The following is a 25,896-nucleotide window of genomic DNA, read 5'->3' as shown; positions in this document are numbered from 1 at the left end:
CAAGCGGGCCAATGGTTCGCCGCCTCATCGCACGCCCTTTGGAAAGCCAGCGCCAGTCCACCGGCCATGGCTATAACCCCCGGCTACAGCGCGCCGAGACCAAGCCCATGCAGCGCACGCGACGGCCCAGATGCGCACCAAGCCATAACCGGCCAAGTTGCTCTACCTCGGCCTTTACCGCAGCTCAAAGTCCCTACACAGCGCCTTGGTGCTGTCGTGGCTGCCATCAATATCCCGTGCGTGCCTTAACGGCTCGGGGCGCCGTCTAGCGGTAAATACGAAGACCGGTCCGCAGCCCTACGGGTAGTCACGGTCTGATGAGCGCCGTAGCGTTGCGTGTCCTGTCTTGCCAAGTCTGCGTGCCAGGGCATGCCGCATCTTTTCACCAATCGCCCCCGTGTGTCTCATACCCGGGTCGATGCCCCCGATCTGGATGTCAGTTTTCACTGGGAAACCATCAACGCACTGCTTTATGAGTTGGGCGGGCTCTTGTTCATCGTGGGCAGTGTTTTTTTCCTGCCACGACTAGAAGCCTGGAAAGACGTCGGTGCCTGGCTGTTTTTCGTCGGCTCGCTGGTTTATCTGGCGGTGCTCGCCGACGATCTGATCGAGACCAATCAGTTCTGGCCCAAGCCACGCTCTTTTTCGGTCAGCCGGACGCTGGAATCAACGGCGCTATGGGTCTACGTCATCGGCACTGTGCTGTTCGCAGTCGGCAGCCTGATGTTCGTCTCCTGGTGGGACTGGCTCACTACCGGCGCCTGGTTGTTTTTGATCGGCTCGGCACTGTTCGTGCTTGGCGCCAGCATCAATGTATTGATGATCATTCGGGCCTCATCGATCGTCAGCCTGCAGTTGATGAACCTGATTGCCCTGAACTTCATCGCCGGCTCGGGGCTGTTCCTGGTCGCATCCATCCCTTATCTGTGGCATCTCGACAGCAGCAGCGCCGAAGAAAAACTGTTCAATTTTCTGGCCTGGCAATTTCTGATCGGCAGCGTCATGTTCCTGGTCGGCGGCTTTCTCAATCACATGCGCGCCCGAGTGGTCATGCGCCATCGTAAGACCGCGATCGCCCAGGACGCCGAGGCCGATGCCCGGCTGATCGCGTTTGTTCGCGGCGAAATCACCGAGCGCGAGTACTATGCAAACGAACCCGCCATCCGGCCCTGAACTGGGTCTTCGATGCCCGCTCAGGTTGAAACGGTTTCCGCGGCCGTTTCGGAAACCTTGCGCACGACATACCAGTTGTTCTGGATATCGTGCGCGAGCCTGTGGGTGACGATGGAAGCGAAGCCGGCCCGCTGCAGATAGTCGCGGGTCCTGGCTTGTCCCCACATGGCGCCCAGCCCTTCGCCGCCTTGGGCCAACGACACACTCATACAGTGCATGCAGGACACGGTATACAGAAACGTTCCGATGGGATGGCCGATATCGCGATGCAGATCGCTCGTACCGCTGATGTCTTGCATGAGATAGACGCCATCGGGCTTGAGCGCGCGATGGATCCCTTTCAGCACGTTCAATGGCTGAGCCTGATCGTGGACGGCGTCAAAAGTGGTCACGAGATCGAAAGCCTCGGCCGGGGCCGTAACATCGAAATCCGATAGATCGGCGACCTCGAAGCTGATGTTTGTCAGCCGACGGCGCTCGGCCTCGGCGCGAGCATAGGCGATGGCCTCAGACGACAAATCGAGCCCGGTAAAGCGACTGGCCGGATAGCGCCCAGCCAGATACAGCAGAATCAGACCGCGTCCGCAGCCCACGTCGAGCATGTGACACCCCTGCTGCAAATGCTCTTGCAGGCCTGGCACCAACGGCACGACATCGCTTTCCAGTACCGAAAGTACCGACTGGCCGCTGTCTTCGGCCATGACTTCATGAAAGCGTGGATAGCAGGCATAGGACAGACCGCCTCCTCGATAGAAACAATCCACAATCCCGTCTTCGGCCTGGCCGAGAAGGCCGATGTACTGGGCGAACACCGCAACATTGTCGGCCCCGGCCGCGCGGGTCAGTACTCCGGCATGGTCGTCCGGCAGCGTAAAACGCTCAGCCTTTACATCGATACGGACGACGCCAGCCGTCGTCATCGCACCCAGCCATTCCCGCACATAGCGCTCGTTAAGACCGGCCCGGGCCGCGATTTCGACCGACGTACTCGCCGGCATGCCGTGCATGATGTCGAACAAGCCGGTGCGATGACCAATCGATATCATCAAACAGAGCGCGCCATCGTTCAAAACAGTGAGCAAGCGCTCTGCGAAGGCCACGCTGTCGTTACCGGAGCCCGGCGGTACACCCTGTGATGTCGACATGGCACAAACCTCCGGGCCGACGGATCTATTTGCATCGTGTGGGTCAGCGTTGATTGCGACTGCCGGTCGACCATCGATCCCGACACGGCCCGGCTGATCGGCGCCACGCCCGGGCTTCATCTTCGATAGCTGCCGGCCGGGCCGCCGCCAGCCATGCGTGTGGGAAAGACGCGAAATACTGAAGCCGACTCGATGTTCCTCGCGCCGGGCCAGTTGTGCATTGACAACCGTCAACAACCGCTGCTCCCGAGCCCAAACCGCCCGGTTATCGCGAGCATGCCGCTCGTTTCCAGCATTCGGCGAGCCCCGCCATTGCGTGCCGCGTGGTTCGTTGTCGGTGGTTTCCCGGGCGCCTGTATCGAAAACGGACTGTCATCAAGGTGTTATTCAACGCCTCACGCATAACGGCCTTACAGCTGTATTTATTCTTCATACAAAAGTATATGTTGAACATATATGAATGCCGGCTTGTACTGGTCGCCTCGTCGAGCGCTGTCCCGACGGTATGTCGACAGCGCCCCACCCAAGACCGGCAGGGACTTCAATGACCGCTTCCACTCTTCATCTCAGTGCCGAACAGGGACAGGATCGCTCGATCATCTATGTCATCGGCACCATCGCCGCCCTCGCCGGCCTGCTCTTCGGCATGGATATCGGCGTTATCTCCGGCGCGCTGCCGTTCATCAAAGATGCCTTTCACTTGAGCGATGTGATGCAAGAGCTGATCGTCAGCGGCATGATGCTGGGCGCTGCGGTCGGCGCTGCGTTCGCCGGCCGCCTGTCGCGTCAGTTCGGACGCAAGGTCACGCTTGGTGTGTCCGGCTGCGTATTCATTATCGGCGCGCTAGGCTGTGCACTGGCCTGGTCGCCCGAAGCCTTGATCGGCGCCCGGATCGTCCTGGGCCTGGCCGTGGGTATTTCGTCCTACATCGCGCCGGTCTATCTGTCCGAAATTGCCCCGGAGCGGATTCGCGGCACCCTGATTTCGTTCTATCAACTCATGATCATGGGCGGGATCCTGCTGGCTTATCTGATCAACGTTTCATTCAGCTATTCCGGCGGCTGGCGCTGGATGCTGGGCGTGATCGCCATCCCGGCGTTGATCATGGTGATCGGCATGCTGATTCTGCCGCGCAGCCCGCGCTGGCTGGCCGATAGCAACCGCGACGACGAAGCCCGCGATGTACTCATGCGGCTGCGCGGCGGCGACCGTGAACGCGTGGACGAAGAAATGGCCCAGATTCAAGAGGCCACCGAAGTCAGCGACGTCGGCTGGCAGCTGTTTCGCGGCAACTCGAATTTCCGGCGTTCGGTCGGCCTCGGCATGTTGCTGCAGTTCATGCAGCAGTTCACCGGCGCGAACGTGATCCTGTACTACGCCCCGCGAATCCTGAAACTCGCCGGTTATGCCAGCGAAACCGAACAACTCTGGGGGACCGTGCTGATCGGGCTGGTCATGACCCTAGCGACCATAATCGCTATCACCTTCGTCGACCGAATCGGCCGCAAGCCACTGCTTTACATCGGGTTTTCCGTCATGGGCATATGCATGGTGCTGCTCGGCCTGCTGTATGCCCACGGGCTCGACGGCGAGTTAACGAAATATCTCGCGCTCGCCCTGCTCGGGCTGTTCGTGATCAGCTATGCCATGTCGGCCGCACCGATGATCTGGATTCTTTGCTCCGAGATCCAGCCGCTCAAAGGGCGCGACTTCGGCGTAGCCTGTTCGACCGTAACCAACTGGGTCGCGAACATGGTCATCGGCGCGACATTCCTGAGCCTACTGAATGGGCTCGGCAACGCGCCGACTTTCTGGCTGTATGCCGCGCTCAACTTCTTGTTCATCGTGTTCACGCTGCTGCTGATTCCGGAAACCAAGGGCGTGTCGCTGGAAAATATCGAACGCAATCTCATGCAGGGCAAGAGTCTACGCCGTATCGGCCAGTGAACCGGCCAGTGAGCGGAGTCGGGGCAAACTCATCCAGCGGCCTAGTGCATCTCGGCCGCTGGCTTGAGACATGCTCAGACCCCGGCGCCTACGCACAGCAACACGACTGCGAATACCAGGCCGGAAGCGATCAGGGTGACTGTGGTGAAACTCAGAATGTCGCGCATTCGAAGCCCGGCGATAGCCAGTACCGGCAGGGCCCAGAACGGCTGCACCATGTTCGTCCACTGATCCCCATAGGCCAGCGCTAGAATCGCCACCGACGGATCCACACCCAGCCGGGCGGCCGCATCGAGCATGATCGGGCCCTGGACCGCGAACTGGCCGCCGCCCGAGGGCACGAAGAAATTCACGATGCCCCCGGTGACAAACTCGATCAGGCCGAAGGTTGCTGGCGTGGCGATACTCACCATGGCCTGTGAAAACACAGTGATCAGCCCGCTCGCGGTCATGATGCCCATGATCCCGGCATAGAGCGGAAACTGCAGCAAGATTTCGCCGACGTTGGCGGCTGCATTTTTGACCAGATCGGTCAGCTCCGAGGGGCTGCGTACCAGCAGAAAGATCAGCGCCAGAAACGTCCAGTTCACGATATTCAGGCTCGCGGTGCCGCCGCGGGCATAGTGCAGCGCGATATACGCCGACAACGCCACCCCAATGAGCAGCGTCAAGACACGGCTGCTATCCATACGATCCGCAGGCGTCTGGGACCTATCGGCCGCGGCCGGTCCGTCTCGCGCATCATCCGCATGCGGGTCATGGGCCAGCTCGAAGATCTCGGCTTCGTCGCGTGGTGCCACAAGGACCAACGCACCGGCCACCACCCCGATCGTGGCCAACACGGCCAGCAGATTCCACCAGACGAAGATCGTATCCGTGATCGGTACGGTATGGCCGAGCTGCTTGGCGATAAACGACCCCTCGGTCGCGGCTGCCAGCGTGCCGGAGCCGGAGTAGCCCATATGCCACACCACGTAGCCGGAATAACCGGCTGCGATCAGCAGCGGAAAATGCAGCTTCACGCCCTTCGCGCGACCGCGGGCCGCCACTTCGATGGCCAGCAGCGCGCCGACCACCAGCCCCAGCCCCCAGCTGATCAACGAAGCCAGGGTCGCGATCACGAACACGAACACATAGGCTTGGCGCGATGTACGAGGCATATCCGCCAGCCGGCGCAACAAACGCCGTACCGGTGCCGTGTTAGCCAGCGTATGGCCGAGCAACAGAATCAGCGACATCTGGGTCATGAACGCCAGCAGACCGCTTAGCCCGTCCCCCCAACCGATCACGACCGCGCCGATCCCGGCGTCGGTCAGCAACAGCGCCAGAATCGCGACGACAACAGTCAGCACGATGGCAAAAACCAGCGCGCTTGGAATATATCGCTCGACGACCACGTTGATCGGACGCATCATCGCACCGACGAGCGAACCGCGTTCGGAATCGTGCTCGGCCATTCGTTCTCCCTAGCAGGACGGGCCCTACCCGGCATCATGTCTCTGGGATTGTTGCACGTTGCCGGGTCACTGCTTATCGATCTTTAGCCGGATTCGCCGGCCGCCGATACAGCGTCCACTGGCGACCGGGTATGGCTGAAAACTGTGAACGGAGCTCAGCCGAGACCCTTCCCACGACTTGGCGTTTCATCCGAACTGCCCGGTTTGCGCCCATCGGGTGCCCGGGATCGCCTTGGCACGGCGATCGATCCTGGCGGCCTCCCAACACCGTATTTATACGGAGTTATACTAGCGGCCGTCGAGGTTCCACTCGGCGCTGCGAGCCAGAAGCAGAGCAGTGGTACGCCATGACCAGCGGCCTCTGCCCTGTAGGCCACAGTTGGCATATGCCAATGCGGCTCTCGTACAAAACCTTAAGACCTAACAGGCAGGTATCTAAAAATAGGGGGCCCAATGACATCGGCCATGTGTGTTGAAACCGAAACCGCCCGCCGCACTCGGAAGTCGCTCGCCGAGCGTATCAACGAGTCTGGCGATCTCGAGGGGCTTTGCCGTCCCCTGCTCGAAATATTGTACAAAATCAGCGGCATGGATTCGGTATATCTGACCCAGATCGACCCGGAACGGACCGAGCAACGCATCCGTTTTTCGTATAACCAGGGTGGCCTGACGATCGCCGAGGGCCTGAAAGTGCCCTGGGAAAACACGCTCTGTCGACGGGCGCTCAAAGACAATGTTCGCATCGAAACCGATGTGCCCAGACGTTGGCCCGATGCCGACATCGCTCGGCGGCTAGGTATCCAGACCTATATCAACGTACCGGTGACCCTGGACAACGGTGACATCGTCGGCACGCTCTGCGGTGTCAGCGCCACATCTCAGCCGGTCCCCGAGCATGTGTTGGACCTGATGACCGTGTTCGCGCGGCTGTTCGCTCGCCAGATCGAAAGAGAACAAGCCGCAACCGCCGCCCGTACACGGGCGGACGCCGCCGAACTGACCTCTGCATTGTTCGCCGCACTGGTTGATATCGGCCGGATTTGTTCCCAGTCATCCACGCTGGCAGAGGCCCTCGAGGGCTGCGCAACCAGTCTGAGCCTGCGCTACCCGCAGGCTACGGTGGTCGCAGTCTCGGCCGATACCCTGTTTCAACCCACCCGGAACGAGGGGCCTCCCGCGAGCCGGAGTCTGCTGCCCTGGGTACGCAGCCTGTATGCCTCGGGCGCCCTGCCCGACGGCGCCGGCTGGTGGCAATGCCATCAGAGCGAATGGCAGGAACACCAGTTGGACACTATCGCCAACGCACAGACCCGGGCCGCAGGCATTGCCTGTGCGGTGTTCGACGACAAGATATACGGGGCTTTGATCGTACGTACACCGGTCATGCACCCGCTCAAGTACGCGATAACGGAAACCCTCAACGATATCGCGCTGCAATTGTCGTTGATGACCACGCGCGAGCAACTCAATGCCAATTTGCGCGCGTCCCACGAGGAACTCGAACGCCAGAGCCATTCCGACCCTCTCACCGGATTGGCGAATCGTCGCTATTTCGATAAGGAAAGTCGTCGGTTTGAAGCCTCGGTCCGGCGCCGCGGCGATCACCTCTGCATAGCGTTTATCGACTTGGATCATTTCAAGGCGCTCAACGATCGCTATGGCCATCGTATCGGCGACCTGTTCATCATCGAATTCGCCCGCCGGCTGAATACGGCCACGCGCCGCGACGAGCTATGCTGCCGTCACGGCGGCGATGAATTTCTGGTGCTGGCGCGCGTCGAGCGGCCGGGCGACATCGAACCCATGCATCGGCGTCTGGCCAACGTATTGTGTGGTGCCTTCGAGCTGAACGGGATCACAATCGACTATGCCGGACCGAGTATCGGCATCGCAGTACAGAACGACGCCGATGAAACGACCGCCGAACTGATTGCCCGCGCCGATGCGCTGATGTACGAACACAAACAAGCCCGTCGTACCGATACGACGCCCGCTAGGCGTCAAGCCAATCACTTCTGAAAAGCCGAGGCCGGGCAGCAGCCGCGACCAGCGGCATGCCGGGGCTCGGCGACTCTCCCCGAGAGCCCCCACAAGCTCTAGGGCCTATTGATGTTTCGTACGACTCCGTGCCAAGGGCTGTTGGGCTGCAAGCCGAGGCGCCGCGAGTACGGCGTAGTGGCGCTACGCCAGTGATCGGCAACGCTGGATTGCCGTCGTATCGTTCATTCATGGGCGCTTGGCCCGTCGGGTAGGACCGCCCGTCGCGCCCTGCGGCGTTACAACTCTTGATCGTGGCACGCAGAACCGGCGGCTTGCGCCTCGCCAGCCCTCCACGACTGGGGCGGCAACGCGGCGCTCGCGCGAAACCTCAACACGCGCTAGCGAATCGGCCGTTTAATACCACACTCGGATAGTCGAGATCGCCGCTCGCGTTGCCCCAGGCCCACATCGCCGCCTTGGCCTTTTCCGCGTTGGAGCAGCCGGCCAGCCTTACAGCCGGATCGCGCTAATGGCCGCCCTGGGTATCGGCGTGCCCGGCCTCGGTCGATGCGAAAAGCGCTTTCTGTTCGTCGCTGACCTCGGCCTGATAGCGCGCCTTCCACTCGGCATAGGGCATGCCATACACGCGTTCACGCGCTTGCTCATAGTCGAGGGATTCACCGCGCCGTTCGGCCTCCGAGCGATACCATTTGGCCAGGCAGTTCCGGCAGAAGCCAGCCAGGTTCATCAGATCGATGTTCTGCACGTCGGTACGCTGCTGCAGGTGTGCGACCAGATCGCGAAAGGCAGCGGCCTCGACTTCGATACGGGTTTGTTCATCCACGGCGATAATCTCCAAAAACACGATATTAAAAGCCAACGCTCGGCTTCGTACACGCCTGAGCGCAAGGCATACCGCACAGCCAGCACGTATGCGCCGCGGCGGATACGAAGATCGTACCGAGCCGGCGGCCACACCGCGGCTTAGGCCGCATAACGACCCAAGCCACGCGAGCCGCGCTGCCGTCTACTTATGCACTAGGTCGAGTTTCTTGAAGGCCCCAAGCGCATGATCGGCGCAGAACATGGCATGGTCGCGGCGTAGCCGATCGGCAGCCTCCAGGGCGAACTCGAGCATATCCTGGGCAAACAGATCGGGCGGGCCAATCGCATTCACGATCGCCGGCTCGATATCGTAATCGATCTTGCCTGATTCGTCGGATAAGGCATGCACGTGGGCCAGTACGCGGCCACAGATTCGGGCATAGGCCTTCCAGTCGCTCTTGGACAGATCGTCCAGGTCGATGTCGTCGCGAAACGGCGCACGCTCGCGCGACATATAGCTCAACCCATCGAACTCGACATGGCCATAAAAACGATCACCACGGACCAAATGCACGGCCTGGGCGTGGCTGATGCGCTCGGCGCGGCCGTCGTTTTCATAGTCCGAGGACGGCGCCAGTCCGGCCAATGCCGAGCGCCGAGCCTGCTTGTATTCGATGATCAGATCGTCGCTGCCATCCCCGGCCGCGCCTTCGATGAGTACGTAGTAGCGGTTCAAACCTAGCGATGCTGTTCCCTGGCCGCGACGCAAGGCGACGTCCTTGACCCGCATCTGCCCGGCCCGTGCCGGGACTTCGATATTGTTCTGCTCGATCAGACGATCGGTAATGGTCTGGAACTCATCGCGCCGGGACGAAATTGGCACCAGTTCGTCGGTCGCCCGAAAGCCGGTCTTCTGTTCGTTGAGATAATCTTCGACCAACCACTCGTCGCGTTTTTCGTCGGCGTCTTCGATCAATTCCGCAATCAGCTTCGGGGCGTTGTCGAGACGCATTTCCTCGTTCTGTTCGGTGCCCTCCCGTGCCAGCCGCTGCATGCCTTCGATATAGCCGCGGATGAAGCGTCGTGCGATCTTGATCTGCTGCTTGCGCTTGAGCTCGCCTTCGACCTCCGCAGCGATCATAAAGCCGACCGCCCCGCGCTTGATATCCCAGGTGAATGGGGCGTAGTAGGCCTCGTCGAAGTCGTTGACGCTGAAAATCGGCACGTTGTTGACATTGGGCATCACGCCGAAATTTTCGGGGTGCACATCGCCGAGTGTGAGCACAGTCGGCATCCAGGCGTCGTCGCCGGCCATATCCCGATAAAACAGCAGCGCCGTGCCCCGAAAGAACGAATAAAGCGAGTCCGAAAGCTCGTCGAACTTGATTTCGGCATCCTCAGAGGATTCAGCGATACGGACTTCGTGATCCTCGCGCAGCGTCTGGCGCACATGCCGGCGCCGGTCATGACCGGCCAGAACGCGCGGCTGGACCACGAACTCACCTGCGGCTACCGCCTCGGCCAGCCGGCGAAAGGCTTCGCCCCGCGTCGCAATGGCCGGGGTCGATGCTTGTTGCGGCACCCGCTGTAGGGCCGCGGCCAGTTCGGCTTTGCTCATCGAGGAACGACCCACGATGCCGTGCTCTTGAGCGCGCTCGTAAAGCGCCTGGCGGGTCTGTTCGAATTCATCGCTCATCTTCATGCCTCATCGCGCAGCAAAACAGTACCAAACGCCATCATGCCTGAGGGCATCGCAGCCGGTCGCCCTCGACGCCCGCGACCCGAATGCGTATTCACTTTTAGCCAAAAATGAGTTATCGCTAGGGGCAAGGGTGATCTGCTACCAAGCCACCCGAAAATGCACTCTCGGAATCGACGGCGATGTCGTCACCGGCTGTGTTCGCATATCGTCCAACCCTGTAGCTGGTCATGAATCAATTCAGAATCGTTATCGTCGGCGCCGGGGCCATCAGTCATATCGCACATGTCCCGGCGGTGCTGGCCTCACCGTTGGCTAGACTGGCCGGCGTGGTCGATCCCGACCAGGCGCGTGCCAAGAGCTTGTGCCGCGCCTATGGCTTGGATAGCCCGGTCGCCGCGACCGTCGACGAATTGGCGGCTTCTTTCGATGCCGCGATCGTGGCTACGCCGAACGATCTGCATGCGCCGGTCGCAAAAGCGCTGATCGAAAACGATATCCCGGTACTGATCGAAAAACCGGTGGCGACCGATACCGCCGAAGCACTGGAACTGGCCGCGCTCGCGGAGGCCCGGCAAGTCACAACAGCGGTGGGCTATCACACCCGCCACAGCGGGGCCTGCCAGGCGCTCAAGCAGGTCGTCGAATCGGGCGAATTCGGAGCCGCGCTGCGCTTTGCCCACCAGGATGGCAGCCGCGGTGGCTGGTCTCCGTTGTCGAACTACAACCTCGACCGGGCCCGCGCCGGCGGCGGCGTTCTGGTCACCACCGGCACCCATTTTCTCGACCGACTGATCTGGCTTTGGGGGATGCCAAGCGCCGTCGATTGCCGCGACAACGGCTTTAACGGCCCGGAAAGCCACTGTATCGCCCGCTTCCGCTTCGCCCGGCCCGACTTCGAACTCGCGGGCAGCGCGTTCTTTTCGAAGGTAGTGAATCTATCCGAGAGCAGTGTCATCGAAACTGAAGCCGGGCATCTGATCATGGCCAGCGATGCAGCGGATACGATCACGTTCCGTCCCCATGCCAATCCGCGGCTGGAATATCAGGTCAAGCCACGAGGCCACGGCCATGATCCGCGCAGCCTGTACCAGCGCCAGCTCGAGGATTTTATCGACGCCTGCCTGAACCAGCGGCCGCCCTGTGTGGATGCCGCAACCGCCGCGCTGACCAGTCAGCTCGTAGCCGATTTGTATGCCAACCGCGCTGATCTGGCCTACGACCAGTTTCAACACAGCCAACCGCAGAGGGCGCAGTGATGGCCGACAAGATCGCGATACTCGGTGCGTCGGGGTTCGTCGGCAGCACGCTCGTCGAATACCTCTGGACACACGACGGCTACGACGTCACCCCGTTCGCCCACAGCAGCGGCGGGGCAACCTGTCTGGCCCATCGCGGGCTGATGTTCGAGCAGCTGGACCTGCTCGATCGGCCTGCGCTGACCCGCGCCCTGGCCGGCTTCGACTACGTCGTCAACTGCGCCCGGGGCGACGACATCGTCATGCTCAAGGGAATGGACAATCTGATCCAGGCGGCCAAGCGCGCCAACGTAAAAAAAATCGTGCATCTGAGCAGTGTGGCGATCTACGGCGATCCGCCGCATCCGGATAGCCGCTCGGAATCGGCGCCGGCCGAACCCGGAGCCACCGGCTATGGGGCGATCAAACTCGCCCAGGACGTCAAACTGCAACAAGCCGCGTCCCGGGGCCTGGGCGCGGTCATCCTGTGTCCGCCCAATATCATCGGCCCCTATTCCGAGTACGTGATCGACGTCATCAACAGCATCGAAGCCAACCGCTTCCGACTGCTGGATGATGGCCGGCACGTGATCAACGTGGTCGATGTCGGCAATCTGTGCGCGGCGATCGTCGCCGCGATCCGCTCGGAGGTCGCCGACGGTCGGCGTCTATTCGTCTGCGAACCGGAGCCTCTGACCTGGGCCCAGTTCTGTGCCGCGCTCGAGCCGGTGATCCGTCGGCCCTACAGCATCGAGTCGATGCCAAGCGAAGCGTTCCACCCGCGACGGCCGGCTTCGCAGCCCGCGCCTAAAGCCAGCGGCAATGCATTGAAACATCTGATTTCAGACGAAGTACGCGAAGCATTCCGGCGGCATCCGACCTGGGCAGCCATCGAAGGTGCGGCCAAGGATGCCGTGCGCCTGCTCGGCAACAAGGCCGAAAATTACATGCGCGACGTGGCCAACGGCCCTATCAAGGTTGATATGGCCCAGCTCGAAACGCCCCTGGATACTGTCTTGATCGCCCAGCAGCTCCGCCAAGTTCGGCACGATCCCACCGAAAGCTTTGCCACGCTGGGATTCCAGCCGATCCGCTCCTTCGATCAAAGCATGAGTGCCTTCCGGCAGTGGTATGGCGAATTCTTCGATATCGAGTCCCAGGCCTGGCAGCTGCTGGCCGAAGGCCTGCGAAACGACGGCTAGCCGTATGCGCCCCAAACAGCACTGCAGCCGGTAAACTTGGCGCTAATCAGGCCGTCAACTCTCTAACCGGCGGCCTGAACCGCTTCGGCGAGCGCGATCACCGATCGTGGCGAGCTGCCTTCGGCCTTGTTGTTGACCGTGACATACGCCGACTGTCCGGCGCCGACCGTGCCCGCGATCACGCGGGCTAGAGTACTTCGCGTATCCGGGTCCGGATCGACCAGCTTGTCGAACGGGGCATAGTCTTCGCGCGCTTTTTCGTAACCGTATGCGCCGTGCTTGAGGTTGAGGTTCCAACGACAGACCAGCGGCCCCGGCCAAAGGGCGCGCAGAATGGGCAACTGTGCCGTGATCGGCGGCATTTTCGGGTGCAACCCCAGACAGTAGGTGGCCCCGGCAGCCTTGAGCGCATCGACGAAGGCCGGCGTCAGCCATTCCGGATTGCGGACCTCGACCGCGACCACACTCTCGGGCGAATCAGACCGGGCCGCCGCCGCCGACTGCAGCAGATCGTGCAACTGTGCGATCAGCCGATCCATATGATCGAGCCAGCGATTGGGCAAGGGGCTGATCTGGAACACCAACGCACCCAGCCGTTGTCCCAGACCGCGGCTGGCCGGGGCTACGAACTCGCGCCAGGCCGAGTCGGCATTGAGAAAGTGCGGATTCGCCCGCCGCCCTTTGCCGCCGGATTCCCGGATCAACGCATCGGTCACCCGTGCAGGCGCCTTCACCACGAACCGAAACGACTCCGGGACTTGGTCTGCATAGCCTGCGTACTGGGCGACGGTCAGCGGCTGATAGAAGCTGCGATCTAACCCGACCGCCCCCAGCAACGGATGCTGTGCATAGGCACCCAGCCCCTCGCGCGACAGCCGCTTGCTGTCGTACAGCCGGTCCCATACCAGCCCGGCCCAGCCGGGAAAATTCCACGATGACGTACCCAGCCGCAGCCCAGCGGGTAGTCGCCGGGCCAGTTCGACATGCGCCGGCTCCGGCGTGGCCGCCTGTACTCCGGCCGGCGCCGGCGGGTCATCGCCAAATAGCGAACCGCTTTGTGCGCTCGATACCGGGCGGTCGCTGCTCATCGATCGGTGTCGTCGAAGATAGGCTGAGCGAACACGGCCGATCGCCGGCGCTATTCGGAGCTGCGCCCGGTGTAACGCTCGAAGTTCGCCAGGCATTCATCGAAGTGGTCCTCGAACATCTTGCGATACTGCTCGGTGAAATAATTCACGGCATGCTCTCGTTCCTCGGCCATGTCCTCGGAAGTCTCGGCCGTAGCGGCCACTTGAAACGCGTTGAAACGGGCCGTGGCATACATCATCGAGGCGCTGACCTGTCCAGTCGCCACTTCGTTGGCTTGGCGGTTGGCCACGTCGATCAGTTGGTCGGCGCGCGCCCGGAACTCGTTCGATATACCCTGCTTGTCGCTCATCGGTTCGCTCTTCGTAGTCGAAACGGCGCAAAGCATATCTGACTCGAGGCCGTGATTCAGCGCCCCGGCGAGCCCACCCGCTGGCGATGGGTCCAGCCTCGACGGGTTGCGACGATGACACGCCGGCCGATCGTGCCGGGCGCCCGCTAGCGGATTCAAGCCTGCCGCAGCGCATGGCCGGCGCCGAGCCATGCCGACTTGCCCCGCCAGGCCGTCAGACCATGGCCCCGGCGCTGGCCGAGCAGGGTTAAAACTTGCTTCGCCCCCGCTGCTGGGCCGACCGACGGCGCCCGCACGGGCTTGAACAGGCCGTGCAGGCAGCGCTTAGACATGCTCGTGGCCGGCTGCGAAACCCATCGGATCGGGATACTAATTCGCCGGGCCCGCCGCGGGCACGATTCAGGATTCAGCCGCCGCAAGCTTGGCTGCTTCGCGCAGACGTTGTCGGCGCTCGGTCAGGGCCTGTTTCGCCCGTCTCAATTGACAGCCCCGCCATGCTGGCGCACGCGTTTTATGATTTCGAGCCATCACTGCCACTCTCGTAGAGGGTTTCACTCGTTATATCGGCATGTTCCGTGCCATCCGAAGTACGCGTTTTGTATGACCGCGCCACAGGCATGCGCACGGGCGCCATCGCCCCGCCTATCCGACACCGCACCATCCCCCAGGCGCGGTAGACTCGGGCCGATGGGGCATCCACGATTCGACCACCGGTTTCTCTGGGCGACGCTCGCAGCCATCGTGTTCATCGTCTACTGCTCGCTCTATCCGTTTCGTTTTCATGCCGCCCATCTCGGCGATGCGCTGTCGGCGCTCTTATCACACCGACATATGAATCAGCAGCCGCTGGCTGGCCTGATCTCCAACGTCGTGCTGTATCTGCCGCTCGGAATTTTCGCGGTGCTGGCACTACGCCCACGCCATGGGCGTCTGCAGAGCGTTCTAGCGGCCACGCTTTTCGGCAGCGTGCTGTGCATCGCCATGGAACTGACCCAGTTCTTCGACTGGCGCCGCGTCACCACGCTGACCGATGTCTACCCGAATGCAGCCGGCACTGCGATCGGTGCACTGATTGGCCTGGCGATCAGCGTACCGGCGCGCTTTGGCCTGGGCCGTGCCCTGCGGCGCGAACCGATCGCCGCCGTTCTCGTCGCCCTGTTTTTCGTCTACCGGCTGTTTCCTTATCTACCGACGCTCGATGCCGGTCTGTGGTGGTACGCCATCACCCCCGTATTCATACAGCCGCAGCTCGATCTCTATGCGATCGCGCGCTACGCCGCGCTCTGGGCGGCCATTGCGTTTTGGCTGAGCCGATTGACCGCGGGCCCGACTCGCCGCTGGGCGTTACCCATCACCGTGGGAATTATGTTACTGGCGCGGGTACTGATCGTGAATAACCGGCTCGATCCGTCTGAAATCGCCGGGATCGCGATCGTACTGGCGAGCGGGCCACTGCTCATGGCTCGGTCGGCCAGACCCATGGCCATGCGCCTATTCGTTGCCCTGGCCGGCATCATTCTCGGCGCTCATCTATGGCCGTTTCACTGGCAGGCCGGGGGCGACTCGTTCGGCTGGCTGCCGTTTGCCTGGCTGCTGCATACCCATCCCGAGATCTACACCCGCTCGATCGTCGAAAAAGCTTTCGTTTATGGCAGCCTGGTGGCCCTGGCTCGGCTCGCCGGGGCGCCTCTCGTACTCGCCGGCCTAGCTGTGGCCGCCGCCCTTGGCATCGTCAATGTGCTCCAGACCCATCTGGCCGGCCAAACCGGCGAGCTCAGCGATATCGTGATCGTCTTGTCGATGACAGGACTGTTTCAGATGCTGGTGGGCGACAGCATCTCTAAAGCACATACGAGAGCACGGTCTGGCCCGCTCTATCGTTCCGAAACCCCTGCACAGGCAGAACGACAGTAACCGTCGGTCCCGGCCATTGGGCCTCGGTCGCAATACCGAAGGTCGCCGAGCGGGCGCCCGTCCATTGGGCGATCGTCGACAATGACAACAGATTGACAACACATGCCGGCGCGAACACCGCGACCTGTCGGAATCTTTATCACCAGCCAGTTTTATGAAGCGCCCTAAGCCGGCCGCCCAAACCAATGCCGGCTCTCCAGACCGCGGGCCGAGATCGGCAACGGGCATCTGCCTCTTCACGATTGGCCGCACATGTTCTCTCTGGCCGAGCCCATCGCGCTTGGCTCGGACATGACACGACCTAGGGCCAGCCACTAACCTGCGACCGCTTATAAGATTCGTCTGAGAACCCACCGTATTCCCGCACCCGGGGTTCGTCCGCATGGGCGACGTGCTGTTTGAACGAGAACGCCTGCGCAACCTCGAACGGCCCGTCCATCGCGCATCGGCCTCATGTGCTAGCCGGGGTCAGGCGCAGCAGTCGACCATTGTTGTCTTCCAGCACCCAGAGCGCGCCGTCCGGGCCGACCTCGACCTCGCGGACGCGCTTGCCCCAGCGGTATCGCTCCGCTTCCCGGGGCTGGGCGGCGCCCAGATCGACCCGGATCAGCGCCTTGGAACTCAGCCCGCCCAGCAACGCATGCCCGCGCCAGGCTGGAAACATATCGCCCGAATAGATCGCGAGCCCGGCCGGCGATATCGCCGGCACCCAGGCCAGCGCCGGCGGCATAAATTCGGGCCGCGTCTCGTGATTGGGAATGGCTTGGCCGCTGTAATGATCGCCCTCCGAGACGACCGGCCAGCCATAGTTGGCGCCCGGCTCGATCCGATTCAGTTCGTCGCCGTGGCGCGGCCCCATCTCCTGGGCCCAGAGCTGGCCCCGGTCATCGAAGGCAATACCCAACAGATTGCGATGCCCGATCGACCAAAACTGTCGGGCAATGCCGCCTTTTTCCGCGAACGGGTTATCCTCGGGTACGTCACCATTGGCCTGCAGGCGTACGATTTTGCCCAGATTGGTTTCCAGCGACTGGGCCGGCGATTGCTTCTGGCGCTCGCCCGAAGTGATGAACAGATAGCCGGCCTGGGGCGTGCCTGCCGGGCCAAAAGCCATACGGTGCGAATAATGCCCGTTACCGGTCACGAACGGCTGCTGTCGCCATATTTCCTGAATATCAGTTAGTCGTGGTTGGCCTGCTCCGGTCTTGAGTCGCGCAGAAACAACGACAGCCCCCTGCCTTACGCTGTCGTCTTCGCGGGCGGCATAAGACAAATACACCCGGTCTGAGGTCTCGAAGTCCGGGGCCAAAACGATATCACCGAGGCCGCCCTGACCGCCGTAGGCGACCTCCGGGACACCGGTCACGGCAGCCTTGGCTCCGTGGGCATCGACGCACCATAGTCGGCCGCTCTGTTCGGTCACCAACAGAGCCCCGTTCGGCAGGAACGTCATCGCCCAGGGCCCATCGAAGCGCGCCACCGGCTCGGCCCGCAGCCGGGTACCGCGATCGCCCTCGATCTCGAAAACCTCGGCGGCCTGTAACACGCTGGCCATGGATAGCAGAACGCACCCTGCGACCCATGCCGAAACACAGCCAGGCGACGCACACAGTCGATCAATCATGAACCCTAGGCCTCGATTCCGGTTTCCAGAACAATGCGTATAACTCACTCGGCTACTCATACCATAGCCATCACAACGCTGGCATGGCATGCCGGTGGCGACCGTTCGAGTGGCAGTCTGCGACACCTGGAGGGCCGTAGCGGTCCGGTGGATGCGCGACGTAAGCCTGCTAGGGCGTGTTGCGGTGTCGTCCGAGCGTCGCGTTGCTACGCCACATCGTGCCAGGCTAGGCGCGAGCCGCCGGTTCTGGGCCTGCCACCGTCAAGGCGCGTAACGCGGCTAGATACGATTTCTGAACACAGCCGTTCGAAACAACGGCTGTCGGCCCACAAGGCAAGCCAGCGTTGCCACTTGCTGACGTTGCGCCACAACGCCGCACTCGCAGCGCCTCGGCTTGCAGCCCGACAACCCTACAAATCGCTCTGGGCGCGGGCTCACCCGACACCGCAACACGCCCTAACGCCCGGTCAGGCGATGCATGAGCAAGAGCCAAATCACGGGCACTATGACTGTTGCGCACGTATTGACGAACAGCCCGGCACTGAGCGGCAGTTGATACGCGCCTATCCAGTCTGCCTCGGGGGCCGCGCCGAGCGCGGTGGCATAGAGCACGGCGACGATCGTCAAATACATGCCGACCATCAAAAACAGGCTGCTCAGTGCAACGCTAGCCACTGTCAGCCGCCCGGAATATAGGCCGATCCACACCGCGCACGGCGCTGCCACGGCATATACCAATATTGCGCTATACCAGGGGGTGTCGGCCCCAATAAAACCCAAGCCGGCCACGGCGCCCAGCCCGAGCAGGCAATAGGCCAGAACAAACACCGATACGCCACGAGCGATACGATAAGCCGACGCTGTCATGTTTGAACTCCCTGCCTGAACTCCCTGTCTGCGATCCCCCTGCCGAGAATCAGGCCTCACCGGATGCACCGATATGACGGGCCGGCTCCAGGCCGTAGTACTGTCGGGCCCACACATACATCACCAACCCTGCCAGCATCCAGGCAGCAAATATGCCCCACTCCACGGGCTTTAACGCCGAAGGACTGAACGGCAGATAAAGACCGACGATGATCACCGACAGCACTACGGCGATCACACCCAGCGTAACGCCGCCACGAGTTTTGAACGGCCGCGCCATATCGGGTTCGCGATAGCGCAGTACGACAAACGACGCCGCCACGAACAGATAGGCGATCACGATGCCCAGACCGCCGGCATCCACCAGCCAGACCGCAGTCGAACGGCCGAAAAACGGCGCGATCGTACTGACCACGCCGATCAGCAGGATCGCGGCATAGGGCGTGCGATAGCGCGGATGCAAACGCGCAAAGACTGCCGGCAACATGCCCGCGCGAGCTAACGCATAGATCGCCCGCGAGCCACCGATATAAAACGCATTCCAGCTGGTCACGATACCGGCCATCCCGGCCAGCACCATCAGCTTGCCGGCCCAGCCGCCGGCAAAGGCCGAGGCCATCGCATCGGGCACGGCCAGGCTGTCCGGATCGATGCCTTGGGGCCCGAGCGCATAGGCCGTGCCAAAGATCATGGCGGCATACCACAGCACCGCCAGCACGACCGAGAAAATCAGCAGCCGGCCGATGTCGCGATGCGGCAGATCGATCTCTTCGGCTGCCTGGGGGATGACATCAAAGCCGACGAACATGAACGGCACCATGACCAGCACGCTGAATAGACCTGCGGCCACGCCCGGATCACCCGTCACTAACGGCGCGAGATTGCCGCCACTGCCCGAAAACAATGCCCCGGTGAAGAACATCACGCCGACGATCACGATCAGCAGTGTCACTAGTTTCTGTACCAGGGCCGCGGTACGCACGCCGATATAGTTGATCGCCATCATGACCAGAGAGCCGACCACGGCGACCGCTACCCAACTGGCGTTCACATCCCAGCCTGCGACTGTCCATAAATGGCCGACGCTGTATCCCGGAATCAAGTTCTCTACCACCGTCGGTAGCGCAACCGCCTCGAAGGACACGACCGTCATATATCCGAGCACGATCGACCAGGTACATACGAACGAAGCAAAATGCCCTAGCCCGCGATAGCTGTAGACATGTTCGCCGCCTGCTTCGGGCATGGCTGCAGCCAGTTCGGCATAGGTCAGGCCGACGCAGACGATCGCCAGGCCGCCGACCACGAAAGCCAGCACCGAACCGATACTGCCCGCGGTGAGGATCCAGTGGCCGGTCATGACCACCCAGCCCCAGCCGATCATTGCGCCAAAGGCCAAGGCCATGACATCGCGCCGGGCCAGAACGCGTACAAACCGTGCGGTATCACTCATGAAAATCCCCCTGCTCTATTCCGCAGTTGCACGTATGACCACGCATACTGCGTGCCAGACAGCGCCGGGCTCGGCGCGACGGCTCGTCGATCGGGCCTGATGAGTTCGGAGTCGGTCCGCCCGCATCGTCTGCGGCCATTTCGGACAGCCTCAAGCAACCCGGGTGTCAAGCAAATTAGAAGATCGTCTAGGGGCCGACTTACGAACACTCATCGGATAGCCGACGTACCCACGCTACGCTGTACATACACGCGAGCCGATCCTCTTGGAGGGCATGCCCTCCGTCCCGGTCGATATCCGGACCGGCACTCCTGTATTCATCGACCCAAGCTTTACGGCAGCCGGTTCAGCACCGCGAGCCGCCGATCAAGCGCCTCGCGCATGGCGTAATCGCGTCGATAGATATCCGGTTTGAAAGCCAGCCCACCGTCCTTGGCCACGTTCACCGTCCAGTAATGCACGATCACTGGCACCGGCCGCGCCAGATTGACTCGTCTTGTCTGGCCTGTCGCCACCGCGCGCTGAAGGGCCACGGCATTCCATTGCTGCGCGTCGTCGAGCAACAGTCGAGCGAACTCCAGAGCATTCTGAACCCGGATACAGCCATGGCTGAAGGCACGCCGTGGCTGATTGAACAGTGTCTTGGCCGGCGTATCGTGTAGGTAAACGCTATACGGGTTGGCAAATCGAAACACCACCCGCCCGAGCGCATTATTCGGACCGGCTTCCTGACGCAGCACGATCGACGGCGGATGCTGCCAATCGATACGCTTCGGATCGAGCCGGCGCCCGGCCGGGGTCAGTACATGCAGGCTCTCGCGGGCCAGATAGCTCGGATCGCGCCGGATCCGCGGCAGCATCTCGCGGCGCACAATGGAGTACGGCACGGTCCAGGGCGGGTTGAGGTTCAGATGGGTGATACGCGAGCGCAGCGATGGGGTCCGACGATACGGCTTGCCTACCACGATCCGCGTGCGCCATATCCGGCCGTTCGGGCGATAGTAGCTCAATTGGTAGCCCGCGATATCGACCAGCACGAACGATTGGGGCAAGGCATGCATCAGTAGCCGGGCCCGTTCGAGATTGACCCGGATCTGGTCGATGCGCGCACCGACGCCGACGTTCAGTGCCGCCCGGGTCCGGGCGCCGACCACCGCGTCGGTATCCAGATAATGATCGCGCTGGAAACGGCGTACGGCCTCGGCCAGCGTTCGGTCGTAGACATCGGGCGTGTCGCTGATCGCTACCGGTTCACCGATCGCGGCCAGACGCTGACGCAGGCCCGCAATCGCCGGATCACGATCGCCTGGGTGCAGCGCAGCCGGCCGGGCCGGTATCTGTGGCCATCCGCCACGACGCTGGATTTCCCGGTACCGGGCCAACCCGGCTCGCAGCCGCTGGTAAGCCGCATACGAGGGGCGTGCGTTCGTAAACACGCGCTCGAAATCGAGCGCATCCAATGCCTGCGACAGTCGATCCGGATCCGGCCGGTAACGCTCGACCGACAGCCCCCAGGCCGGTTTGAGCAAGTCCGGATCGACTTTGCCACGATTCAGATCGCCTAGCACGCTCAGATACACTCGGGTGGCCACCCGATCGAAGCGCACCCGTGCGGACACATCGCGCTGTACGGCATAGGCACGACGATAGGCAGCCTCGAGCCGGTCGGCCCCGTAGGCACTCGGCGCCAGCCCGTCGTCGCCCAGCGTATACAAGGCGGCGACGAATGCCGAGACCGTCTCGGGCCGATTCCAGGCCGGCCGGAAACCGCGGGCGGCATAGAACGCGCGCGCCTGATCGGCAGTGGCATCGCCGAACGCAGCCGCTGTCCGCATCGGCCCTACCGAGGCCCGTAACTGTTGCACCATGGGCACCGGCTCGTCTGCAGCCTGCGCCCAAGCTTCGGCTGCACTGCCCCAGAGCAGCCCAGCAATACCGATCGTCGCCAGATACTGTCCCCTGAGCACCGCGAACTCCCCATCAACTTGTGGCCAAGGAATGTTTCGCGATAATGAGCGTTAAAGCGGCGACCGGACTTGATCCGTATCATGCCCCGGTCTGCATGAGCGCTACTTGGAATGTCTATGATGCTGCTCAGATCGTCGTGGGAGCGGGGTTTGTCTGGCCGCCGTTCGGACGGTTGGCGGCCGCTCGCTAGTGCACTGACTTACGGGCTGGCCGGCTGGCTGCTGCTCACCGGCACGGCCCATGCGTCCGATCTGGGAGCCACCTTGAAACAGCTGGCGCCGGAAGCCGATCCCCATGTGTTGTCGATAGCTGCCTCGGCCATGCGCTGTGCCGAGCATCACGGCCAGCCCGATGCGGACCGCCTGGCCGTAATCGATTATTCGCGGGCCTCGACCCAGCGCCGGCTATGGGTGTTCGATCTGGCCAAACGCCGCCTGCTGTTCAAGGAATGGGTGGCCCACGGGCGCGCCAGCGGCGCCGACAAAGCGCGTTTTTTCTCCAACGTGCCGGAAAGCCATACCTCCAGTCTGGGACTGTTTCGCACCCTGGGCAGCTATTACGGGCACAAGGGCTATGCGCTTCGGCTGAAGGGCCTGGAGGCAGGGGTCAACAACAACGCCTATCGCCGAGCGATCGTCATGCATGGCGCCAAATACGCCACGCCTGCGTTCATTCACCGGGTCGGCCGTCTCGGGCGGAGCTGGGGTTGCCCGGCGATTCGCCCGGCCGTTGCCAAACCGCTGATCAACAGCCTCAAGGATGGGCAATATATTTTCGCTTATTACCCGAAGCCGAGCTGGATCAAGCACTCCGAATATCTGAACTGCCCGGCCGGCGATTCGTCCAAGCTACTGGCCGACAGCCGCGACTAGCGGGCCCAGAAAAGAGCGCGGCGCTGCGGCGATGTAGGGTTACGAATCGCGCCCCGAACCTGGCATGCCCCCGAATCGCAGCCCGGCCATGGCCGTAAGACAGGCCAGGACCTATTGACGGAGCGCAGCCATCGCACACCGAAAATCCAATCTGCCGACCAAAACATGTCCGATCTGCCTGAAACCGTTCGCCTGGCGAAAGAAATGGGCCCGTGATTGGGCCCATGTGATCTACTGCTCGGAGCGTTGTCGGCGCCAGCGTAATCGCTAGGGTGTGTTGAGGTTTCGTACGAGTCCGCGTCCAGGGCTGTTGGACTACAAGCCTAGGCACCGCACGTCCGGCGTAGGGGCGCGACGTCAATCAACGGCAACACTGGATTGCGGCCCAGCAGCCCTGGGCGCAAAGGGTTGTGTTTTAAATTACGTCGGGCCGAGTAACGAGCCTTGATTGGGGGCACGCCACGATACAGCGACTCGCCAGCCACGATTTGGGGCGGCAGCGCGACGCTCGGATATACCTCAATACATCTTAGGCTCTGCGCAATCGCAGCCGATATCGACAGCTTGGGCCGCGCCGCGATAGCACCGATATGCGAATCGGCCCAGCCGATCGCCGCCCCTGGCCCAAACGCATTGCCTCGCCTTGCTCGACCACGCTACGAGCAACGGGTCTGCCACCTGACACAACAGGCGTATGGCTGCTGCGAAACACAGGTTATTGCAGCTGACTCGCCAGATCGCGCGGCGAGCCCATCCGGTAATGCCGAACCTGCCCGGTTACGGCTACTTCAATCGACGACGTGTTCGCTAAAGCCCTGGCCGTATCGTGCATGAACATCGCCAAGCGATTCGATATCGCGCTCGGTATAGCCTGCACTCTGCAGCGGCTTGACGATATCGCGCTGGAGCTCCGGTACGTAATAGATCAGGCAGCGGCCATCGCCGCGTAACGTGATATCCCCGAGGATTGCAGGCAAGACGACGGTCTGTGCTCTTTCCAGCGTCATCTCACCATCGGCCCACGCCAGAGTCAGGGGCTCATGGAGATTGGCGATAATCATCGCCTTGTCGAAACGACGACGGTATTCGTCCTGAATGAGCAATTGCTCGAGCGCGAAATACGGCCCGGCACAACACAGCCGACGTTCCAATCCGGCCCGGCTTTCAAGGATCAGACCGTGCTGCGGCCCCGGATGCGACCCACGCCGCGTCTGGTTCACGGTATCTTCAATACCGGCCTGCCATTGCGCTTCGGTACGGCGCTCACCGCTGTCCATATCCCACGGCATGGCCTGAGCCAGAATATCTGCGGTCTGCTGGATCTCGGCCAAGAGCACACCAGGCCCGAAACTGTGCAGCGTGCCGGCCGGCACATAGAAGGTATCGCCAGGGCGCACCGGGTAGCGATGCATGACCTCATCGTAGGCTTGTTCGGCCAGCTTGTTGTAAAGCGTTTGCCGATCCACACCGTCCCGCACGCCAATGCGCAGCGTGGCCCCGGGTTCGGCCCACAAAATATGCCAGGACTCGGTCTTGCCATGCGGCCAAACGCCTTCCGCCTGAGCCTGCTCGTCATCGGCATGCACATGCACCGGGAACATACCGCTCCCATCGATGAATTTAAGCAGCAGCGGGAAATGCGGCGGTTTCAACCACCGCTCGCCAAGTAGTGCCTGATGGTCCCAATCGAGCAAGTCGGAAAGCGTTCGCCCGGCGTATGCGCCGTTCTGGATCACGCCCCGAGATCCCGCCACGTCGCTGACCTCCCAGGTCTCGGTCAACGGTTCGGAGGTATCTACCGTCTTGCCCAGCTGGGTCCGAAGTCGTTCCCCGCCAAAGAACTGGTAATTGGTCGGTGTCGACAGCAATAAAGGATAGTTGAACACGCCACTCTCGCAGTTATCGTGTAATGCAGCGCCAAAAGCGGCGCGAGAGGACACCAGCCGACGTCGATCGCCCACGCCGGCCGTGTATCGATAAGCGATCAGCCCTGCATTGTGTTCTGGCAGGCCCGGATCAACTCGGCCTCCGCGGGATCGATACGGTCGGTTGCCTGGATCGCGCGGTGCCAGAACGGATACAGCGGTACCGGGCGCGTGGCCTGTTCGATGCGTTCGCGTTCGTCGTCGCTCAGTTCTAGGTCGAGACTGGCGAGGTTGTCGTCGAGCTGCTCCTGATTACGTGCCCCAATCACCAGCGATGTTACCCCCGGACGCTCGGACAGCCACGCCAAGGCCACCTGGGCTGCCGAGACGCCGTGCGCGTCGCCGACTTCAACCAGCAGATCGATAATGTCATAGGCACGCTGCCAGTCGTGGACATAAGGCTCGGGCCAGTCGGTGCCCTGGCGCATCGACTCGGGAATCTCGCGTCCACGCCGGACCTTGCCGGAGAGCAATCCCTCGCCAAGCGGGCTCCAGACCAGGGTGCCGATATCCTGATCGATGCCCATCGGAATCAACTCGTATTCCGCTTCGCGGGATTCCAGCGTGTAATAAATCTGCTGGCTGACCGGGCGCGTGAGATTCAACAGGTCGGCGGTATACAACGACTTGGTCATCTGCCAACCCGCGAAGTTGGACGTACCGACATAGCGGACCTTGCCGCTGGTCACCAGATGGTCGAGCGCAGCTAGTGTTTCCTCGATCGGTGTATGCCCGTCCCAGTTGTGAATCTGGTACAGATCGAGATGATCGGTTCCCAACCGGCGCAGGCTGGCCTCGCAGCCTTCAATAATGTGGTGGCGCGATGCCCCACCCTCATTGGGCCCCTCGCCCATCGGCGAGCGTACTTTAGATGCAATCAAGACATCGTTGCGTTTATCGCCCAGTGCCTTGCCTACGACCTCCTCGGCGCCGCCGAGTGAATACAGGTCGGCGGTGTCGATCGCGTTGACGCCGGCGTCGAAGCATTTGTCGAACATCCGCTGGGCATTCTTGACATCGACTTCGCCGATCTTGTCGAACCCGTGTGCCCCCGAAAACGTCAGCGAACCGAAAATATATTTCGAAACCTTAAGTCCCGAACTGCCGAGATTACGATATTCCATGACTGACCTCGAAAACCATCAATAAATTCGTAGCCGCGGTGCCC

20 protein-coding genes are annotated in these 25,896 nt (G+C 61.9%); 8 read left to right on the top strand and 12 right to left on the bottom strand.

The window, feature by feature from the left end; all coding sequences use genetic code 11:
* The first annotated feature begins 399 nt into the window (after window positions 1-399).
* The gene (locus V5738_RS07110) at window positions 400-1,173 is read left to right on the top strand and encodes a YrhK family protein (protein WP_423823732.1); all 774 of its coding nucleotides are present in this window, start codon (window positions 400-402) and stop codon (window positions 1,171-1,173) included.
* Between the two features lie 20 nt (window positions 1,174-1,193).
* Here the strand turns inward: V5738_RS07110 and V5738_RS07105 are convergent, their stop codons facing one another.
* Window positions 1,194-2,318, bottom strand: coding sequence for a class I SAM-dependent methyltransferase (locus V5738_RS07105; RefSeq protein ID WP_423823731.1), 1,125 nt, complete (start codon window positions 2,316-2,318; stop codon window positions 1,194-1,196).
* 544 nt (window positions 2,319-2,862) lie between these two features.
* Here V5738_RS07105 and V5738_RS07100 point away from each other — a divergent pair.
* The gene (locus V5738_RS07100) at window positions 2,863-4,266 is read left to right on the top strand and encodes a sugar porter family MFS transporter (protein WP_423823730.1); all 1,404 of its coding nucleotides are present in this window, start codon (window positions 2,863-2,865) and stop codon (window positions 4,264-4,266) included.
* Between the two features lie 74 nt (window positions 4,267-4,340).
* On the opposite strand, the gene V5738_RS07095 is transcribed toward V5738_RS07100, so the two are convergent.
* Window positions 4,341-5,723: a short-chain fatty acid transporter gene (locus V5738_RS07095; RefSeq protein WP_423823729.1), complete on the bottom strand. Its 1,383-nt coding sequence runs from the start codon at window positions 5,721-5,723 to the stop codon at window positions 4,341-4,343.
* A 588-nt stretch (window positions 5,724-6,311) separates the two neighbouring features.
* Between V5738_RS07095 and V5738_RS07090 the strand changes: the two genes are divergently transcribed.
* On the top strand, window positions 6,312-7,742 hold the full coding sequence (locus V5738_RS07090; protein ID WP_423823728.1) for a sensor domain-containing diguanylate cyclase: 1,431 nt from the start codon (window positions 6,312-6,314) through the stop codon (window positions 7,740-7,742).
* Between the two features lie 487 nt (window positions 7,743-8,229).
* On the opposite strand, the gene V5738_RS07085 is transcribed toward V5738_RS07090, so the two are convergent.
* Both V5738_RS07085 and V5738_RS07080 read right to left on the bottom strand, forming a co-directional pair.
* The gene (locus V5738_RS07085) at window positions 8,230-8,547 is read right to left on the bottom strand and encodes a DUF1244 domain-containing protein (RefSeq protein ID WP_423823727.1); all 318 of its coding nucleotides are present in this window, start codon (window positions 8,545-8,547) and stop codon (window positions 8,230-8,232) included.
* Between the two features lie 183 nt (window positions 8,548-8,730).
* Complete coding sequence (locus tag V5738_RS07080) at window positions 8,731-10,224, bottom strand: DUF2252 domain-containing protein (protein WP_423823726.1); 1,494 nt, start codon at window positions 10,222-10,224, stop codon at window positions 8,731-8,733.
* A 233-nt stretch (window positions 10,225-10,457) separates the two neighbouring features.
* Between V5738_RS07080 and V5738_RS07075 the strand changes: the two genes are divergently transcribed.
* Window positions 10,458-11,486: a Gfo/Idh/MocA family oxidoreductase gene (locus tag V5738_RS07075; RefSeq protein ID WP_423823725.1), complete on the top strand. Its 1,029-nt coding sequence runs from the start codon at window positions 10,458-10,460 to the stop codon at window positions 11,484-11,486.
* Window positions 11,486-12,667, top strand: coding sequence for an NAD-dependent epimerase/dehydratase family protein (locus V5738_RS07070; RefSeq protein ID WP_423823724.1), 1,182 nt, complete (start codon window positions 11,486-11,488; stop codon window positions 12,665-12,667). The genes V5738_RS07075 and V5738_RS07070 overlap by 1 nt, the downstream gene beginning before the upstream one ends.
* A gap of 62 nt (window positions 12,668-12,729) precedes the next feature.
* Here the strand turns inward: V5738_RS07070 and V5738_RS07065 are convergent, their stop codons facing one another.
* Window positions 12,730-13,755 (bottom strand): DUF72 domain-containing protein, encoded by a 1,026-nt coding sequence (locus V5738_RS07065; RefSeq protein ID WP_423823723.1) that lies wholly within the window; start codon window positions 13,753-13,755, stop codon window positions 12,730-12,732.
* 50 nt (window positions 13,756-13,805) lie between these two features.
* The gene (locus tag V5738_RS07060; protein ID WP_423823722.1) at window positions 13,806-14,105 is read right to left on the bottom strand and encodes a DUF3144 domain-containing protein; all 300 of its coding nucleotides are present in this window, start codon (window positions 14,103-14,105) and stop codon (window positions 13,806-13,808) included.
* A gap of 687 nt (window positions 14,106-14,792) precedes the next feature.
* On the opposite strand from V5738_RS07060, the gene V5738_RS07055 reads away from it, so the two are divergent.
* A complete protein-coding gene (locus V5738_RS07055) occupies window positions 14,793-16,019 on the top strand; it encodes a VanZ family protein (protein WP_423823721.1) in 1,227 nt (408 codons plus the stop codon).
* A 451-nt stretch (window positions 16,020-16,470) separates the two neighbouring features.
* Here the strand turns inward: V5738_RS07055 and V5738_RS07050 are convergent, their stop codons facing one another.
* From V5738_RS07050 to V5738_RS07035, 4 genes are all read right to left on the bottom strand, one after another.
* Window positions 16,471-17,643, bottom strand: a complete 1,173-nt coding sequence (locus V5738_RS07050; RefSeq protein WP_423823720.1) for a PQQ-dependent sugar dehydrogenase — start codon at window positions 17,641-17,643, stop codon at window positions 16,471-16,473.
* A gap of 456 nt (window positions 17,644-18,099) precedes the next feature.
* Entirely contained in the window at window positions 18,100-18,510 is a 411-nt protein-coding gene (locus tag V5738_RS07045) for a hypothetical protein (RefSeq protein ID WP_423823719.1), read from the bottom strand.
* 49 nt (window positions 18,511-18,559) lie between these two features.
* Window positions 18,560-19,963: an APC family permease gene (locus V5738_RS07040; RefSeq protein WP_423823718.1), complete on the bottom strand. Its 1,404-nt coding sequence runs from the start codon at window positions 19,961-19,963 to the stop codon at window positions 18,560-18,562.
* A 332-nt stretch (window positions 19,964-20,295) separates the two neighbouring features.
* Entirely contained in the window at window positions 20,296-21,930 is a 1,635-nt protein-coding gene (locus V5738_RS07035) for a L,D-transpeptidase family protein (protein WP_423823717.1), read from the bottom strand.
* Window positions 21,931-22,080: 150 nt separating this feature from the next.
* Between V5738_RS07035 and V5738_RS07030 the strand changes: the two genes are divergently transcribed.
* Window positions 22,081-22,803: a murein L,D-transpeptidase catalytic domain family protein gene (locus tag V5738_RS07030; RefSeq protein WP_423823716.1), complete on the top strand. Its 723-nt coding sequence runs from the start codon at window positions 22,081-22,083 to the stop codon at window positions 22,801-22,803.
* A 130-nt stretch (window positions 22,804-22,933) separates the two neighbouring features.
* Window positions 22,934-23,074 carry a DUF2256 domain-containing protein gene (locus tag V5738_RS07025; protein ID WP_423824143.1) on the top strand — a complete coding sequence of 47 codons (141 nt, stop codon included), beginning with the start codon at window positions 22,934-22,936 and terminating at the stop codon, window positions 23,072-23,074.
* 517 nt (window positions 23,075-23,591) lie between these two features.
* Here V5738_RS07025 and V5738_RS07020 read toward each other — a convergent pair.
* Both V5738_RS07020 and V5738_RS07015 read right to left on the bottom strand, forming a co-directional pair.
* Complete coding sequence (locus V5738_RS07020; RefSeq protein ID WP_423823715.1) at window positions 23,592-24,689, bottom strand: class I mannose-6-phosphate isomerase; 1,098 nt, start codon at window positions 24,687-24,689, stop codon at window positions 23,592-23,594.
* A gap of 98 nt (window positions 24,690-24,787) precedes the next feature.
* On the bottom strand, window positions 24,788-25,852 hold the full coding sequence (locus V5738_RS07015; RefSeq protein ID WP_423823714.1) for an aldo/keto reductase: 1,065 nt from the start codon (window positions 25,850-25,852) through the stop codon (window positions 24,788-24,790).
* Window positions 25,853-25,896 lie beyond the last annotated feature (44 nt).

The sequence above is a fragment of the Salinisphaera sp. SPP-AMP-43 genome, from assembly GCF_049568105.1.
GTDB lineage: Bacteria > Pseudomonadota > Gammaproteobacteria > Nevskiales > Salinisphaeraceae > Salinisphaera.
This window is presented reverse-complemented; position numbering and strand designations above follow the sequence as displayed.

Coding starts and splice junctions, on each gene's coding strand:
- V5738_RS07050 (WP_423823720.1), bottom strand. CDS start 17,643: ATGATTGATCGACTGTGTGCGTCGCCTGGCTGTGTTTCGGCATGGGTC.
- V5738_RS07080 (WP_423823726.1), bottom strand. CDS start 10,224: ATGAGCGATGAATTCGAACAGACCCGCCAGGCGCTTTACGAGCGCGCT.
- V5738_RS07075 (WP_423823725.1), top strand. CDS start 10,458: ATGAATCAATTCAGAATCGTTATCGTCGGCGCCGGGGCCATCAGTCAT.
- V5738_RS07040 (WP_423823718.1), bottom strand. CDS start 19,963: ATGAGTGATACCGCACGGTTTGTACGCGTTCTGGCCCGGCGCGATGTC.
- V5738_RS07060 (WP_423823722.1), bottom strand. CDS start 14,105: ATGAGCGACAAGCAGGGTATATCGAACGAGTTCCGGGCGCGCGCCGAC.
- V5738_RS07090 (WP_423823728.1), top strand. CDS start 6,312: ATGGATTCGGTATATCTGACCCAGATCGACCCGGAACGGACCGAGCAA.
- V5738_RS07100 (WP_423823730.1), top strand. CDS start 2,863: ATGACCGCTTCCACTCTTCATCTCAGTGCCGAACAGGGACAGGATCGC.
- V5738_RS07065 (WP_423823723.1), bottom strand. CDS start 13,755: ATGAGCAGCGACCGCCCGGTATCGAGCGCACAAAGCGGTTCGCTATTT.
- V5738_RS07015 (WP_423823714.1), bottom strand. CDS start 25,852: ATGGAATATCGTAATCTCGGCAGTTCGGGACTTAAGGTTTCGAAATAT.
- V5738_RS07070 (WP_423823724.1), top strand. CDS start 11,486: ATGGCCGACAAGATCGCGATACTCGGTGCGTCGGGGTTCGTCGGCAGC.
- V5738_RS07045 (WP_423823719.1), bottom strand. CDS start 18,510: ATGACAGCGTCGGCTTATCGTATCGCTCGTGGCGTATCGGTGTTTGTT.
- V5738_RS07055 (WP_423823721.1), top strand. CDS start 14,793: ATGGGGCATCCACGATTCGACCACCGGTTTCTCTGGGCGACGCTCGCA.
- V5738_RS07095 (WP_423823729.1), bottom strand. CDS start 5,723: ATGGCCGAGCACGATTCCGAACGCGGTTCGCTCGTCGGTGCGATGATG.
- V5738_RS07105 (WP_423823731.1), bottom strand. CDS start 2,318: ATGTCGACATCACAGGGTGTACCGCCGGGCTCCGGTAACGACAGCGTG.